This window comes from Cytobacillus sp. NCCP-133, assembly GCF_026011715.1.
Taxonomy (GTDB): Bacteria; Bacillota; Bacilli; order Bacillales; family Cytobacillaceae; genus Cytobacillus.
Genome location: NZ_BRVM01000017.1, coordinates 1 through 14746 on the forward strand (window position 1 = coordinate 1; position 14746 = coordinate 14746).

18 protein-coding genes are annotated in these 14746 nt (G+C 39.4%); 13 read left to right on the top strand and 5 right to left on the bottom strand.

Translation table 11 applies throughout. From position 1 onward, the window contains the following. Nucleotides 1–237: 237 nt before the first annotated feature. Nucleotides 238–1299 (top strand): CAP domain-containing protein, encoded by a 1062-nt coding sequence (locus NCCP133_RS16900; RefSeq protein ID WP_442874286.1) that lies wholly within the window; start codon nt 238–240, stop codon nt 1297–1299. A gap of 25 nt (nt 1300–1324) precedes the next feature. Here NCCP133_RS16900 and NCCP133_RS16905 read toward each other — a convergent pair whose 3' ends face one another. Together NCCP133_RS16905 and NCCP133_RS16910 are read right to left on the bottom strand one after the other, a co-directional pair. Beyond that, nucleotides 1325–1714: a hypothetical protein gene (locus tag NCCP133_RS16905; protein ID WP_264806260.1), complete on the bottom strand. Its 390-nt coding sequence runs from the start codon at nt 1712–1714 to the stop codon at nt 1325–1327. Nucleotides 1715–2019: 305 nt separating this feature from the next. Further along, nucleotides 2020–2517 carry a PaaI family thioesterase gene (locus NCCP133_RS16910; RefSeq protein WP_264806261.1) on the bottom strand — a complete coding sequence of 166 codons (498 nt, stop codon included), beginning with the start codon at nt 2515–2517 and terminating at the stop codon, nt 2020–2022. Between the two features lie 163 nt (nt 2518–2680). Here NCCP133_RS16910 and NCCP133_RS16915 point away from each other — a divergent pair, with 163 nt between their 5' ends. The 5 genes from NCCP133_RS16915 to NCCP133_RS16935 all read left to right on the top strand — a co-directional run bounded on the left by NCCP133_RS16915 (nt 2681) and on the right by NCCP133_RS16935 (nt 4810). Further along, a complete protein-coding gene (locus NCCP133_RS16915) occupies nt 2681–3085 on the top strand; it encodes a YlbD family protein (protein WP_264806262.1) in 405 nt (134 codons plus the stop codon). 20 nt (nt 3086–3105) lie between these two features. Continuing rightward, nucleotides 3106–3348: a YlbE-like family protein gene (locus NCCP133_RS16920; protein WP_264806263.1), complete on the top strand. Its 243-nt coding sequence runs from the start codon at nt 3106–3108 to the stop codon at nt 3346–3348. A 133-nt stretch (nt 3349–3481) separates the two neighbouring features. Further along, nucleotides 3482–3910 (top strand): hypothetical protein, encoded by a 429-nt coding sequence (locus NCCP133_RS16925; RefSeq protein WP_264806265.1) that lies wholly within the window; start codon nt 3482–3484, stop codon nt 3908–3910. 58 nt (nt 3911–3968) lie between these two features. After that, a complete protein-coding gene (locus NCCP133_RS16930) occupies nt 3969–4409 on the top strand; it encodes a YlbF family regulator (protein ID WP_264806266.1) in 441 nt (146 codons plus the stop codon). A gap of 125 nt (nt 4410–4534) precedes the next feature. Further along, nucleotides 4535–4810, top strand: coding sequence for a YlbG family protein (locus NCCP133_RS16935; protein ID WP_264806267.1), 276 nt, complete (start codon nt 4535–4537; stop codon nt 4808–4810). A 126-nt stretch (nt 4811–4936) separates the two neighbouring features. Here NCCP133_RS16935 and NCCP133_RS16940 read toward each other — a convergent pair whose 3' ends face one another. Next, complete coding sequence (locus tag NCCP133_RS16940; RefSeq protein WP_264806268.1) at nt 4937–5326, bottom strand: DUF7147 family protein; 390 nt, start codon at nt 5324–5326, stop codon at nt 4937–4939. A gap of 151 nt (nt 5327–5477) precedes the next feature. On the opposite strand from NCCP133_RS16940, the gene NCCP133_RS16945 reads away from it, so the two are divergent. The 4 genes from NCCP133_RS16945 (at nt 5478) to coaD (ending at nt 8940) form a co-directional block, all read left to right on the top strand. Then, nucleotides 5478–5711 carry a hypothetical protein gene (locus NCCP133_RS16945; protein WP_264806269.1) on the top strand — a complete coding sequence of 78 codons (234 nt, stop codon included), beginning with the start codon at nt 5478–5480 and terminating at the stop codon, nt 5709–5711. Nucleotides 5712–6052: 341 nt separating this feature from the next. Continuing rightward, nucleotides 6053–7471, top strand: a complete 1419-nt coding sequence (locus NCCP133_RS16950) for a copper amine oxidase N-terminal domain-containing protein (protein WP_264806271.1) — start codon at nt 6053–6055, stop codon at nt 7469–7471. A gap of 369 nt (nt 7472–7840) precedes the next feature. Beyond that, nucleotides 7841–8413 carry a 16S rRNA (guanine(966)-N(2))-methyltransferase RsmD gene (rsmD, locus tag NCCP133_RS16955; protein WP_264806272.1) on the top strand — a complete coding sequence of 191 codons (573 nt, stop codon included), beginning with the start codon at nt 7841–7843 and terminating at the stop codon, nt 8411–8413. 47 nt (nt 8414–8460) lie between these two features. After that, nucleotides 8461–8940: a pantetheine-phosphate adenylyltransferase gene (gene coaD, locus NCCP133_RS16960; protein ID WP_264806273.1), complete on the top strand. Its 480-nt coding sequence runs from the start codon at nt 8461–8463 to the stop codon at nt 8938–8940. A 43-nt stretch (nt 8941–8983) separates the two neighbouring features. Here the strand turns inward: coaD and ylbJ are convergent, their stop codons facing one another. After that, entirely contained in the window at nt 8984–10201 is a 1218-nt protein-coding gene (gene ylbJ / locus NCCP133_RS16965) for a sporulation integral membrane protein YlbJ (protein WP_309298087.1), read from the bottom strand. Nucleotides 10202–10570: 369 nt separating this feature from the next. Between ylbJ and NCCP133_RS16970 the strand changes: the two genes are divergently transcribed. Beyond that, nucleotides 10571–11359 (top strand): patatin-like phospholipase family protein, encoded by a 789-nt coding sequence (locus NCCP133_RS16970; RefSeq protein WP_264806274.1) that lies wholly within the window; start codon nt 10571–10573, stop codon nt 11357–11359. Next, nucleotides 11359–12369, top strand: a complete 1011-nt coding sequence (locus NCCP133_RS16975; RefSeq protein WP_264806275.1) for a SepM family pheromone-processing serine protease — start codon at nt 11359–11361, stop codon at nt 12367–12369. The genes NCCP133_RS16970 and NCCP133_RS16975 overlap by 1 nt, the downstream gene beginning before the upstream one ends. 67 nt (nt 12370–12436) lie before the next feature. Here NCCP133_RS16975 and NCCP133_RS16980 read toward each other — a convergent pair whose 3' ends face one another. Further along, a complete protein-coding gene (locus tag NCCP133_RS16980) occupies nt 12437–13651 on the bottom strand; it encodes a nucleotidyltransferase (protein WP_264806276.1) in 1215 nt (404 codons plus the stop codon). A 538-nt stretch (nt 13652–14189) separates the two neighbouring features. On the opposite strand from NCCP133_RS16980, the gene NCCP133_RS16985 reads away from it, so the two are divergent. Continuing rightward, nucleotides 14190–14714, top strand: a complete 525-nt coding sequence (locus tag NCCP133_RS16985; RefSeq protein ID WP_264806277.1) for a YceD family protein — start codon at nt 14190–14192, stop codon at nt 14712–14714. Nucleotides 14715–14746 lie beyond the last annotated feature (32 nt).

The window sequence follows — 14746 nt, forward strand, 5'->3', positions numbered from 1 at the left end:
ACCAGTTAAATTGCAGAAGCGCTTTACAGCCGCACCGATTGGCTCACGTTATATCGGTGCGAAAGTTGAGTATATTATTTAACTGTTCCCACTGGCAAAAAGGATAGAAAATCAATACACGTGATGATATGATTAGGGTAAAAGACTGGGTTACCAGTGGTTGTTTTCATACATGTACACATTACATAGTGAATAGTAAATATTAATATAGAGGAAATTAGAAGGGAGGGGGGTTCGCTGCGCACACTAGTAAGAATATTAATATTAATTGCCGTTTTTCTGGGGTTAGGCTTTTATCTCGATATAGCCAGTGAGGAACAGGGGGAATTGCTTGTCAATAAAGAAAATCCAATCAGGGATTTGAATCAGGACAAGAACCATAACTTGATTTCAAATACTGAAATTCCTGAAAAAGGGCTGGCCAAGCTGATGGGAAAATCAAGCCAGAAACTCAAGGAAAGTTTAGGTGAGCCGTCAAGGATTGATCCTTCTTTTTTTGGATTTGAATGGTGGGTATATCCTAAAAGCAATACTGACTATGCTCAAATTGGCGTCAGCGACAATAAAGTTGTGACTATTTTTGCAGCAGGTAAAAATCTGGATGTCACCCCTTTTAAGATCGGCCAGCCAGTTAGCGAGATTAATTCCTCAGTCTTCGTTGAAACAAATATTAACATTGAATATAAAGATAGTACCTATCTTTTTGAACTATCTGAAGAAGATCTTCATATAAGACCGCTGGTTATGGTAGGCAGCCAATATGCCCAGCTGAATATCGATAAGTTTACAGGAACTCTCTCAAGTGTAAGGTTTATGGACACTGCAACCTTAATAAAGATGAGACCTTATGAGGTGGTATACCGTGGGGAATTATTGGAAGCGCCCCTGCCTTCGCCTGCTTTTGAGAAAGAGGTGGAGAGAGGCAAGGAACACCAGATTCTTGACCTTACAAATATAATGAGGGTAAGAAATGGATTAAACCCGCTGAAATGGGATGAAGCAACAGCAGCTGTTGCCTATGCACACAGCAGGGATATGTACGAAAGCAATGATTTTTCACATACTTCCAAAACATACGGTGAATTAGCTGATCGACTTGAAGCTGGTGGGGTATTCTATGAAACTGCAGGTGAAAATATTGCAGCAAACTATATGGATGCCCCTGCAGTTGTGGAAGGGTGGCTCAATAGCAAAGGACATAGAGAGAGCCTCTTAAATGAAAAGTTTACTCATCTGGGGGTTGGCGTCTATAAGAAACATTACACTCAAAACTTCATAAGAAAACTGGAAGAGGAATAATAAAATAAAAAAGGAAAAGAGCCAATTAATTCAGGCTCTTTTCCTTTTTTGCATCAGATTTCTTTTTTAATTCGATACGGCTGACATGAAAAAACTCTTCCTTCCAATTACCATATAGATGGACAATATCCCCAATATTCACTGAAGGAAAGCAGGAGTCTTTCAGCTGCGGTGTGATTTTTTTTGCATTCCATAGTTTTCCTGACGCTTGTATGGTTAACTCAAGAACATGGACATATCGATTATAATAATATCTTTGTTTACTCTCTTTCTTATCGGCAATCACTCCTGAGATGATGGCTTCTTCAAGGACGTTATTAAGGCCAGCCCACTTATCATAACTTTCCCGCATTTCTTTTTTGGTCAGCCAGTAAAAGTAGAGGCAAATAATTGGGATGACAATAGCTGTAACCATGTTTCCACCTCTTTTTATTTTTGGCTCTTTTCTCATAGATTGTTGTTTTTGTTGATGAATTTAGCCGTTGATTTCAGCAAGTGGTACTTGCTTTCCGCGGGGAGGAACGGAAGCCTCCTCGACGCTCTGCGTCTGTGGGGTTTCCCGCTCCCTCTCCTCCCGCAGGACATTGAATAATCTTCCTCGAATCAACACCGCACGAAGAAAATGCGGATGCATTTTCGAGGATCAAGTACCCTCCGCTCCAATCAACTCAGCAAATTTAACTAAGATAGTGTAAAGCAACATACTTTACGAAAACAGCCTTATTTTTTGATGACTTTCTTTTCGATGATAAAAAAGCTCCCTGTTGCTTGTGCAATTTTTTTACCATCCGACCGATAAACATCTGCGGACAATACCATGCTTTTAGTGCCTTTATGATTAATAGTTGCCCTGCATGTCACATAATCTCCTTTTCCGACTGATAAATAATGAACGTTTAACTGTGTAGTGACAGCTCCAAACCCTTTAGGAAGTAAGGAAGCAGCAAGTGAGCCCATGGCCGAGTCTATGACGGTTGCTGTGATCCCTCCGTGGAGAATTCCGAGAGGGTTATCCACTATGGAAGTTAAGGGGATGGTTAAAACACACTCATCGTCAGTGATCGAGCGTTCCATATGAAGCAGTCCCCCTATATAAGAACTGTTCTGTCCTGTCTGTTTCTTATGAAACCCATGCAGAATTGATTTTAAATCCTCTATTTCTTCGTCCGTCGCCTGGTCGATGCATTTATCGAATAACTCCATTAGATCTTTATCCATGTTTTTCACCCTTCATTAGCAATCTGCATTATATATTATCACTAATGGCAGAATTTTTGAATTATATTTCTTTACTAGTGGATACAGTCGGTTGGCATTCACCTTTTCAAATTCAGCTCATATGGTATTATAGGCATTTGTAGCAGAATGAGGTGAGATAGGCATGTCTGATAAAAAGCTTCATCCCTCTGTTGTAAAGTTTAAAGAGTTTGTCAAACAGAATCCGCAAATTATAAAGGAAGTACGGACTGGGAATGCCACTTGGCAAGATTTGTACGAAGACTGGTATCTTTTGGGGGAAGAGGATTCAAGATGGGATTCGTTTAAAGAAAATAAGAAGTCAGAAAAAAGCTCTAATGAAAAGAAAAGCGATTGGATGGGTAATATCATGGGGACGCTGAAGCAAATGGATTCCAATCAAATGCAGGGATATATCAATAATCTCAGCCAGGCACTCTCAGCTGTCCAGGGAGTCATTAGCCAATTTCAAGGGGGCAAGCCAGCAGGAGGAAGCTCCAATTCAGGAAATTCAAAACCTAATAACCCTTTTTCATTTAGAAAAGATTAAATTCAGAGGGGAATGGAATAATGAGGAAAGATGTTGTCAATTATCTTGAACAAAAAAAAGAATTAAAGCAATTTATAAGGGAGCAGCCCCGCTGGTACAGAACTTTAACAAGGAACCCCTATGAAATCCATTCTTTGGAAGTGGCTGCACTTCATTATTATAAAAAGACTATTCCCCATCAAGTCGAAAAATTTACAAATGGGGTACAAATGGCTTCCATGATGATGAGTATGTTTCAGGCAATGAATTCACAGTCCAATTAAGAAAGCTTTCTCGCAAAGCCGAGAGAGCTTTTTATTATGGTTAAGAGTAAAAAAGGGAATAGGTGCAAACACTATGATCATATAGGGAATCCTTTTTAAAAAAAATGGAAGCCGATTTTAGGGGTGAATTAGAATGAAGGGCTTAAAATACCTTATTAGCATATTATTCCTTTTGATTCTTGCTGCATGCCATAAAGATATCCCTGAACCAGAAACAATGTTGGAAATTGAATCAGTCAGTGCAATTGAGTTAGCATCAGATATACCGGTATTGGGTATTGAAAGCAATGCGAAGGATCCCTTTTATGTTCGGCATCAAGTAAGAGGAAAAGATGTGCTTATTGAATGTATAGTTCAAGGTGTCTCCTTCAGGGGACATAGCACAAAAGACAAGGGAAAAATTCTCTTGTATGTAGATGGTGTTAAAAAAGAGGAAATATCTTCTGCGGCGTTTATTGTTAAAGGCCTGGATACGGGTACCCACCGGATAAGGCTGGCACTTATGAAAGGGAATCAGCCTTCAGCAGAGCTGAATAAAGAGTTTTATGTGTCCATTCCGTAGGTTCCTTGCTTTAGCTTTCAATCGTTTCATGATAAAATAGGAAACGGAGGTGGGCTTTTTGCTTGCTACATTAGAGAGAATGGCAATTTTGGACAAAGCTGACGAGATTGCAGCAATGATTATTGAATCAGAAGAAGCGAACCAATACCGCAAAAGTTTATATATATTAAAGAACAGCCGTGAGACCCAAAGAAAAGTTAAGGAGTTTGTCAAAATGAAAGAGCTTTATGAAGAAGTTCAGCGTTTTGGCAAATTTCACCCAGAATATAAAAAAGTGATGATGTCCATTAGGGAACTTAAGCGTGAAATGGATATGGATGTCCATGTGGCGGAGTTCAGAAGAGCTGAAAACGGCCTGCAAAACCTTCTTGATGAAGTAAGTGTACTAATTGGCCGATCTGTTTCTGAACATATAAAGGTTCCAACTGGGAATCCTTTCTTTGAATCAAGCTGCGGAGGCGGCTGCGGCAATGGTGGGAGCTGTGGCTGTTCAGCATAAAAAACCGGCTTTTGCTGGTTTTTTTTGTTATCAAAATATGCATGATTGTAATTTATGCATTGAAACCTGCTGTTTTTCTATGCTAGACTAATGAAAACAATTGATTGATCGAAGGGGAAAAATATATGCTTGGTCAAAGACAAGGAATAATTGTCTGGCTTTATTCATTAAAGCAAGCAAAAATGTTAAGAAGATTCGGAAATGTCCATTATGTTTCAAAGCGGCTGAAATACGTGGTATTGTACAGTGATCTTGCAGATGCTGAAGGTATAATGGAAAAAATTAATTCATATTCTTTTGTGAAAAACGTAGAACTATCCTATAAGCCATTCCTAAAAACGGAATTTGAAAATTCTAAGCCTGACAAGGCAAAGGAATACGATTATAAAATGGGAATATAAAAGGCATGACTAAAGGCTCATGCCTTTTTTATTTGCGGAAAAACACTCTTTCCTTGATATGCCTCATGGTGAATGTCTCGATACCCTATAGAAGGACTGGAGCACGGCACCGCAGGTTAAGTTCGCTTATTGCAATGGAGCAATATAATGATTAAGCCTCAAAATTCCAATTAAATACTGATAAAACAATTCCTTTTCATTAAAGTAAGTAGAAGGCTTTACCGTAAGCTGAATGACTTCTTTGTTAAGTATCCTAGCCGTTTCAGCAAATAAATCGTATCTTTTAGTAGGTATTATATTTGGATTTGGTGTCCCTTCTCGGCAAACATAAAGCGGCTGAAAATCTCCAGGATCTGTAGGCTTTAAGATAACAGCTAAAGACGTCACATCTCTATCCTTTATATTTGTATGGAAAGCTGCCAAATGGGATAGCCGGTGCTGGCTGGCCATTGCAATCTCGATTAATTCATAAATATCAGAGTAACCTTCACCAATCTCTATAAAACGCTGTATCAAAGTTAGTCCCTCCTTTTATTCTTTAGCGGAATACACCTCTTCATTATGTACCCTGTTCAATAAAATAAAATGGTCTATGTCCATCCATACTTTATCATTTCCAGCATAAAAATAGAAGTAGCACCTAAAAAGCTGAGAGGAGTGTGACTGCATGCTTTATATTTTTCTTTTGAAGACTACCTTTCTTTGTGCCGCTTATTTTATAAAGGCAGATATTTCTTCATTAGAAAAGAAACATATTTATAATATGAATGGTTTTGTCGTCGTATCGATCATAGCGGTGTTAAGTGCAAAAGGACTGCTTGCTGTGCAAAATACTGACCTTTTCTCGGTGTCAGTAGAAGATCTTGAGGAATTCCATATCCTAAGGTTTGCAGATAGGTGACTTGGCTAATGCAGCCTCAAGTATCGGGGTTAGTTGTACTCTGCTTGATGGCAGCCCGGATTATCATTTCGCTTAATAGGACGAAATGAGAAAATAAAAAATACCCCAGTTAAAGAAGATAGCCCAGATTTACCTTGTACATACCTCACATTCAGCATAGCAAACCCGCTTCAAAAATAGTTTATGTGAAAAAACTCTTAACCTGCTTCACAACAAATTCTCACTTAATTGTTCTCAGCAGCAAATCGTAAAAATTTGAAAAAATTATACAATTTTTGTGTGACGGATGTCCTTCCCTTTGGTATTGTTATGGTAAAAGAATACGACTAAGAGGGTATACCATGTGGAGAACATTTTTTTTTATTTTTCTAATATTATCTGGGATCATTACGGGCTTGGTTGTATGGCAATGGAAAGCTTATTCTGAGCAGACAGGGGAGATTGAAAGGCATCTTTCTATAAGCCAGCAAATAGATGTTGAATCTCTCAAGAGCGAGTTGAAAATTACACAAACAATATCAGGTTTACTTCCTAATAAAGAATATAGATTAATTATTCCGGATACACTTTTTCAATGGAAATGCAAAAGCGGAGAGGGGGCAGCATGTGATTCAGCTGATGATGATCCCTATACATTCTTTACCAATGAAAATAAAATGGTATTTACCTATGTTTTGCCAAAGGAAAAGAAACAAAAAGCACTTTTATTGAATGATTGGACTGTCTCCATACATGGGGTAGAGATTGAAGATTCGTCAATCATGGTGTCTGATTCGATTCAGAGGGAAGGTGTATGGGCAGCGGGATTTCCGTTAAGAGCAAAGAAAGAATTGGAGGTTATTGATTACTATATCTTTGAAGGACAAGGCGGGACACCTTCTCTGTATTGGCAGCAGGCACCACTTATAAAGACAGCTAAAAACAGGTTTGAGTTTTACTCCAGCAATCCTTTGGCTCCTGATTTAGATGCGGGGAACCCTGTTAGCTTAGGGGGATCATCTGAAATAACTGTGGTATTAACAGATGAATATCAGCAATCTAATGGAAAAGGAATTCTTATAGCAGAAACTGCCACAAAAAAAGAAGAGCTGAATAAAATGCTGTTGAATCAAAGTCTTATGCAGAAAATTGGGGATCATCCCGACATAGAAATTTGGCTTATCGAAGCCTTTGCAGCTCATCTGATGGGGAAAAGGGCAGGAACCGCCAAAGGAATCATGGTCCAAAATGAATTATTAAACGAACTTGGTAAAGATGAACTTCTATCGTTTTATCAGAATATGAACACGGAAAATACGCTCAGCACTGAAAAACTGGATAAACTTTTGGGCAATATAAAAGGCCATTCAACCCGTTTTTTTACAATGAATATAAGATACGATGATTCATTTTTCCCTCTTTTTTTTGAAGGGGGAAAAAAAGTGATTATTTTCGGAATCGAGCAAACAGGAGTAAGGCTGATTTATAAAAATGGGAAACGGCTTCTGCCTTTAAAAGAGGTAATGGAAGCTATGGGGTATGAAGTGAAAGTCCTTTCTGGTGATGAAATGCTGCTGCTTGCCAAAGGGAAAAATAGCTATCGCTTTTACTTTAACAAAAATGTTTTCATTTATAATGAAGAGGACTATGGACTTCTGGAAAATCCGTTGACTATTTTAAACGGGACCGCTTATATTGAGATTCAATGGCTAAAATCACTTTTTGGAATCACAGTCGAAGAAGGAGACCAGAAGATCAAGTTAATAAAAGACACGAAATGATAAAGAAAAATAAAAAGCCCTGCAGTTTCCTGCAGGGTCCTTCTAGATCCTTTTCAGGATAGAAGGCAAAGGGAGAGGAGAAACCGGAGGAAGAACTTATGGGGAAACGTAAGTCTTCTCCGCGGTTGGCAACAACATCTTCGAATAGATGCTGTTAGTAACATTATTTCCACAATCATCATGGATATACACTTAATTGGATATTTTTTTTAAGTGCATATTACTAAAAATATTACGCTTTCAATTAGCAGGTTGGCTACCCATTGTAAGTTATGGTAGGATAGGGAAGAAAAAATATGCCAATGATTTCTCCTATGAAAAGGGTTGAGTTGGCAGGAAGATAAAATTAAGCTAGGTAGCGGTGATTTTATGCGTGTTGTATCAGGTGAAAAAAAAGGGAAAATTTTAAAAGCTGTTCCGGGGTCATCCACCCGCCCAACAACTGATAAGGTTAAAGAAGCCATATTTAATATAATTGGCCCTTATTTTGATGGAGGACTTGGGCTTGATCTTTTTGCCGGAAGCGGCGGTCTTGGAATCGAGGCTCTTAGCAGAGGGGCAGACAAGATTATTTTTGTCGATCGGGATGGAAAGGCAATTCAAACGATTCATGAAAATATTCGGATATGCGGGTTTGAAGAACAGGCAGAGATATACCGAAACGATGCCGATCGGGCAATAAAAGCACTTTTAAAAAGGGAACTGGCCTTTGATTATATTTTCTTAGATCCTCCATATCGCAAACAGCAGCTTCTTAAACTTCTTCAGGTCATAGACGTGAAGAACCTGCTTGCAGAAAGCGGTACAATACTGTGCGAACATAGTTTTGATGTTACATTGCCTCAGTCAGTTGGCAGGCTTATCCAGCATAAACATGAAAATTATGGAATCATATCCATTTCTATTTATGGCAGGACTGAACAGCCATATAACGAGGATTGATTGAGGATAAATATACATATCTAAATAAAAATGATAGGGGGATTCACATGGGCGGCATTGCGGTTTGTCCAGGAAGTTTTGATCCAATTACATATGGCCACCTGGATATAATTAAAAGAGGCGCGAAGGTATTTGAGCAGGTTTATGTGGTTGTCTTAAATAACTCTTCCAAAAACCCTTTATTTTCTGTCGAGGAAAGAATCCGGCTCATAGAGGAAGTAACCAAAGATATACAGAATGTTAGGGTTGACTCTTTTCAAGGACTTTTAATGGATTATGCAAACTCTGTTAAAGCAAGTGCAGTTATCCGCGGGTTGAGGGCTGTATCTGATTTTGAATATGAAATGCAGATTACCTCTATGAACAGGGTGCTGAATGATAAAGTGGAAACCTTTTTTATTATGACTAATAACCAGTATTCATTTTTAAGTTCAAGCATTGTAAAAGAAGTGGCAAAATATAATGGAGATATTTCTGAACTTGTTCCGGATACAGTTGAGAAAGCACTAAAAGAAAAGTACCAATAATATAGAAACGGGCGCTGGGGGCTGCCCGTTTTTATTATTCTTTTCACCTTTTATCAAGGCGCCTGGCCAATATAAAAGTATAAAGAGAGAGTGACAATATTGTAATAAGAGGACCAGCAGAAGATAATCCAATAAGCATTGTACCAAAAAATGAATGTTCCCCGAATAACCCGACTGGAATTGCATTGGAAGGCTGCTCTGTATTGTAAAAGCGTTGATAAATAGGATTCCATAGAACATATGCATAAAACGCAGCGGTAAACCCATGAATAATTCTTGCAATAAAGAAAGGCTTAAAATTGATATCTGTCTGGGCAAGTATGCTTGCTACTTGTGCTTGTACGCTAAAGCCGCTAAAGGCGAGTATGAAGCTGACAATCACAACTTGGTGCATTAATGCAGCCTGCTGCACCTGGCTCGTCATTTGGCTTCCAAGCGTAATTTCAAAAAGTCCAGAAATAAAAGGGATGCTTAATTCAACTGGCAAGTGAAACAACGCAAGGACAACCTCTATGCCTTTAGCAAGTATTGCCGTGATTCCCAGGTGGAAAAGCAGCTTATTAATGACAGAGAAGAGAATGATAAACCCTCCAATCATTAAAAGAGTTTGAATGGATGACATGACAGCATCGCCGAGAAGTTTGCCAATGGGTCGGTTATCATTAATCCTTGTCCTGTGGAGAGCTGAAAAGGCTGCACGTAAAGAAGGCTTTGTTTTTTTTTCATTAAGGGAGTGCTTTTTAGGATTTCTTCCGTAAAACCTCATGAACAAGCCGACTGTAATATTGCCAAGGTAATGAGCTAAGGCTAAAATCACTCCAAGCTTTGCATTATTAAAAAAACCGACGGAAACGGCACCGAATATAAACAGTGGATTTGAACAATTGGTAAAGGAAACAAGCCGCTCTGCTTCTGTTTTAGTCAGTTGTCCTTCCTGGCGAAGCCTTACAGTCAGCTTTGCCCCTGCCGGGTATCCGGAGGCCATCCCCATCGCCCAAACAAAACCGCCTACACCTGGAACCTTGAATAATGGGCGCATCAAAGGTTCCAGCAGAACTCCGATAAATTTAACTACGCCAAAACCGATCAGCATTTCTGAAATAATGAAGAATGGCAATAAGGAAGGGAAAACAATTTCCCACCACATATTTAGTCCCCTGATTGAGGCATCAACTGATTCCTGGGGAAAGGAAATTAAAGAAATAGCCATCAAGGTTACAGAGAGTGCAAGAGTAACCGTTTTTAATTTAGAACGAAACACGGACAAGCCTCCCTCAGAGTTGTACTGATTGTGCAACTGTTTTTAAACAATGGTAAAATAAAGTAGCGTTTGATTTTATAGGCAATCATATAAATGTCATTTTGGGAAAAAGAAAAGTTTGTCAGGAATGGCCGATAATCTGACTTCCGCTCGGGCCTTGTCCCCATATAAATCAATATACTCATAGAACTTTAAAATAGACCATAGAATTAAATACAGGCTATCACCAAGGTTATTTTAAAAAACAGGGCACGAAAAAGAAGTTATAGTCTAGGAAGATCTTCAGATTCGGTAACTGATGTGCAAAAAAAGGATAGAATATTAAATGGGCTGGGATGCAAGGCCATCTGATCCAAAGGAGGTAGTACTTTGCGTCGTCCGAGAATAGGTTTGGCACTTGGTTCGGGAGGAGCGCGAGGGTTCGCCCATTTAGGTGCTATCAAGGTCTTAAAAGAAGCAGGCATCCCAATTGATTTGATTGCTGGAAGCAGCATGGGATCAATGGTCGGATGCTTTTATGGTGCAGGTTTGGATGCTGATCGCTTATATAAGCTTTCGAAAGCTTTTAAAAGGAAGTATTATCTTGATTTTATGGTGCCGAAAATGGGGTTTGTTGCTGGCAAACGAGTAAAGGAACTTATTCGTATTTTTACCCACGGAAAAAATCTGGAGGACCTCGATATTCCCGTCAATGTTGTGGCCACTGATTTGATGACAGGCGAAAAGGTCGTATTTAATAAGGGGCCAATAGCAGACGCAGTTAGGGCAAGCATTTCCATACCGGGTATTTTTGTGCCTGAAAAATTGAATGGGCGTCTGCTTGTAGATGGGGGAGTAGTGGATCGGGTTCCCGTTTCTGTTGTTAAAGAAATGGGAGCGGATATCATTATAGCCATAGATGTTTCCCACGTGAAAACAAACGCTGAAATTACCTCGATTTATGATGTAATCATGCAAAGTTTGGATATTATGCAAATGGAACTAGTTACACACCGGGAAATAGCATCGGATTTTATGATTAGGCCTAGAGTGGAAATGTATAGTTCCCGGGCATTTACCAACATTGAGGAAATCATAAAAATCGGAGAAGAGGAAGCAAAAAAACATATTGACAGTATTCAACAGTACATAAATCAATGGAAGGAGCACCCTGAATAATGAGAAAAAATTTTTATTTCCGTTCCTTCTTAATCGCGGCAGTTATAATCTTGCTCAGTTCCTTTTATTATCTGCCTTACTATGTTTCTAAACCGGGTATGGCGAAAGAACTTGAACCGATCATCAAGGTTGAAGATGGATTTGAAGAGAAGGGAAGCTTTATGCTTACTACCGTCAGAATGGGCCGCGCCAATATATATGCATTTGTAATGGCAAAGTTAAGCAAATATCAGGAGCTTTATACTGTCGAAGAAATACGAGGAGAAAATGAAACGGATGAGGAATATAATGTACGGCAGCTGCATCTGATGTCATCGTCTAAATTGGCAGCGATTGAAACTGCCTATAAAAAAGCGGGAATCCCCCTCAAGTACCACTATAATGGTGTATACGTTTTGAACATAATGGAAGATATGCCTGCTGAAGGAAAGCTAAGGGCAGGAGACCGGATATTTAAAGTGGATGGTAAAGAGTTCCAATCTTCCGAAGAGTTTATCGGTACGGTTTCAGCAAAGCAGGAGGGAGAAGAGATCACGCTAACTTACGAACGGCAGAATCAGACAAAAGAAACGAACCTTACATTAAAAACACTTCAGGAAACAGGGAAACCTGGTGTAGGAATCACTCTGGTTGATGACAAGGAAGTGGAGGTTGACCCCGCTGTAAATATTGACAGCGAAGAAATTGGAGGACCCTCTGCAGGGTTCATGTTTTCTCTTGAAATATACAATCAGCTCATTAAAGAAGACTTGACTAGGGGATATAGGATTGCTGGTACAGGCACAATTAACGCAGAAGGCACCGTTGGCAGAATCGGCGGGATTGAACAGAAAATTGTTGCGGCCGATAAAGCAGATGCAGAAATTTTCTTTGCCCCTAACGAAAATGGAGCAGAGGATTCAAATTATATAGATGCAGTCGCAACCGCAAAGGATATTAACACAGATATGAAAATTGTTCCAATTAATACCTTTGACGATGCAGTGGAATTTTTAAGGAAATTAGATTGAATAAAAGCCAGCGGCATGAAACTAATATACCGGTGGCTTTTACTTGCTGTTAATTATATACTCTCCTCTACTTAATTATAATAGGAGGCTGTTTAAATTCCTGATGCAGGAGGGTTTGCTGATGTTTGCCTTTTACACCAAGTGCATATACACGTGAAGCTTTAATATCCAATTTCAAGAGATCTGTTAATTGGGAAGAAATTCTTGAAATAAGCGGAAGAGCGAAGTCTGCTTTTTGTTTATTTAAGTATTCCCTGCCTTTATTGGACATGCCTAATAAGCGCAGGTATGATGCCTTCCCCGGCACTGAAGGCATTTCATCTTTTGATGTGTTTGTTAGGATATGGATGCAAGCCCGTTGGAGACGAGTCCATGTATAGCGTTTTGTTTTGATTTCCTCCATAAATTGCTGGAAGGTTTCAGCACGCAGAGCGGCGGACAGCAGCCGATGTTCAAGTCCTTCTTCAATTTCATAGATATCTTTCAATTGTTCAGGGAGCAGATTGATTAGCCGGTATTTAAGGAAAGGCCAGTAATCCTCCCATTGGTGAAACTTTCCGAAATGCTCTTTATATTCAATTAGGCCTCGGTATGATGTGTCAGGGACATACTGCCGAATGGAATTAATTTCTCCAATATCTGAGAAAAGAGCCTTTCTGATGCTTGTTGCGCTTGCGATTGAATCAGAAGAAAATTGCTCATCATGATATCCTGCACTTTTCCTTTCTACAGTCAAAAATTTCATTGAGGATTTCTGGTTGCTTGCAGCTTTTAAATATTGAAAACCGAGAATATTATTAGGCTTCGAAAGGTCAATCAAATCATTTTCAGGATTGATATCATTAAAAGCCAGGGATGTCGCTTTTGGATAGCTGCATCCTTTTTCCAAATGAAATTTAACTCTGCTTTGATATTCACTATTATGACTTTCTAAGAAGGATAAAGCTTGATGGAAGCGATCCATATTCCCGGATTCACTTCCAAAGCACAGGCTGGTGCATCCAGCTGCATCAAGAATTGATACAGCACCGCTTGCGAAAATATCTGCCTGCTGGCCTGCAAACTGATAAGGAAGCTCAAAAACAATGTCGACGCCTCCTTTTAATGCCATTTCAGTCCTCTTCCATTTGGATACAAGCGCCGGTTCACCCCGCTGCAAGAAGTTGCCGCTCATGGCGGCAATGGCAATTTCTGCCCCGGAAGCCATTTTTGCCTGCTCCACATGATAGGCATGGCCGTTATGAAAAGGGTTATACTCTACAATTACTCCAACTGCATCCATATTTGACATACTCCTCGAAAAGGTTTAAAAAGATATGTATTGGAAAAAGTAAAAAGAAAGCCTAAATGAATAAAAAGGAACCAAGGATCATTCTGAAAATGATGATAAGAAAAGCGCAAGGCGCCTTGACCGCGAAGGAACGCAGACTAAGAGCGCCACTTCCTGTGGCAACGTCTGCATGACCCGCATCCTCCCAAAATCTGCAGGTTTCGGTCGTGCGAAGATTTTGCTGACGAAGCCTTCCTTGTCCTGCGGGCCTTAGGCATAAGACAAGCCCTGTAAGAAGGTGTACTTTCCTTCTGGAAGGGATTGGCTTATGACCCCGAGTCCCTGGAGCCGCAACTAGACAAGCTTGTGAACTCGAGGGGGTTGGCGCCTGGAGCTAGACAGTTATCTAAGTTCAAAAGGATATAAATTCTGATATGATAAAATAAGCCTTCAATTGTATAATAATAGCTACATTATAGTGTAAAGAAAAAATATTGACAAATAATTATAGGAAGGCTATAATTACCTTTGTTGCCTTGGGGTGATTCGTATGAAATGGACTTTAAGTCAGTTACAAAAATATCGAAGCAAGGATTTTCCCATTGATGAAATGGTCAATGTAGATGAGGGCATGAAATTGGATTCGGACATTCGCGGTGCTTCACCTATGCACGTGACAGGACGTGCGGATATCGATTCGGCCAAAGTGACTTTTCATTTAAATATAAAAGGTCATTTAATTCTGCCTTGTTCTCGTACTTTAGTTGACGTAAATTATCCAATTAATGTTGAAACAACAGAAACTTTTCTCTTAAAAGGTTTAGATTATGAAACTGAAGAGGAAGTTCACCAAGTAAAAGGGGATGTGATTGATCTAAATCCGATCCTTCATGAGATTCTTTTACTTGAAGTCCCAATGCAAGTTTTCTGCGAAGACAGCAGTGAAGAAGGAGCTCCTCAATCCGGTAAGGACTGGGAGGTCATTCAGGAGCAAGATAAACAGGATAAAGTAGATCCTCGTCTTGCCGGACTTGCTCAATTTTTTGATCAAAATGATCCTTCTTCCGATTCATAACGGAAGAAAAACAAGAAGCACTTGAAGAAACC

What these genes read in the sequence shown, in the direction of transcription:
- NCCP133_RS16985 (WP_264806277.1), top strand. Translation starts at nt 14,190, where the DNA reads ATGAAATGGACTTTAAGTCAGTTACAAAAATATCGAAGCAAGGATTTT.
- NCCP133_RS16915 (WP_264806262.1), top strand. Translation starts at nt 2,681, where the DNA reads ATGTCTGATAAAAAGCTTCATCCCTCTGTTGTAAAGTTTAAAGAGTTT.
- NCCP133_RS16945 (WP_264806269.1), top strand. Translation starts at nt 5,478, where the DNA reads ATGCTTTATATTTTTCTTTTGAAGACTACCTTTCTTTGTGCCGCTTAT.
- NCCP133_RS16925 (WP_264806265.1), top strand. Translation starts at nt 3,482, where the DNA reads ATGAAGGGCTTAAAATACCTTATTAGCATATTATTCCTTTTGATTCTT.
- coaD (WP_264806273.1), top strand. Translation starts at nt 8,461, where the DNA reads ATGGGCGGCATTGCGGTTTGTCCAGGAAGTTTTGATCCAATTACATAT.
- rsmD (WP_264806272.1), top strand. Translation starts at nt 7,841, where the DNA reads ATGCGTGTTGTATCAGGTGAAAAAAAAGGGAAAATTTTAAAAGCTGTT.
- NCCP133_RS16935 (WP_264806267.1), top strand. Translation starts at nt 4,535, where the DNA reads ATGCTTGGTCAAAGACAAGGAATAATTGTCTGGCTTTATTCATTAAAG.
- NCCP133_RS16905 (WP_264806260.1), bottom strand. Translation starts at nt 1,714, where the DNA reads ATGGTTACAGCTATTGTCATCCCAATTATTTGCCTCTACTTTTACTGG.
- NCCP133_RS16910 (WP_264806261.1), bottom strand. Translation starts at nt 2,517, where the DNA reads ATGGATAAAGATCTAATGGAGTTATTCGATAAATGCATCGACCAGGCG.
- NCCP133_RS16950 (WP_264806271.1), top strand. Translation starts at nt 6,053, where the DNA reads ATGTGGAGAACATTTTTTTTTATTTTTCTAATATTATCTGGGATCATT.
- NCCP133_RS16920 (WP_264806263.1), top strand. Translation starts at nt 3,106, where the DNA reads ATGAGGAAAGATGTTGTCAATTATCTTGAACAAAAAAAAGAATTAAAG.
- NCCP133_RS16980 (WP_264806276.1), bottom strand. Translation starts at nt 13,651, where the DNA reads ATGGATGCAGTTGGAGTAATTGTAGAGTATAACCCTTTTCATAACGGC.
- NCCP133_RS16975 (WP_264806275.1), top strand. Translation starts at nt 11,359, where the DNA reads ATGAGAAAAAATTTTTATTTCCGTTCCTTCTTAATCGCGGCAGTTATA.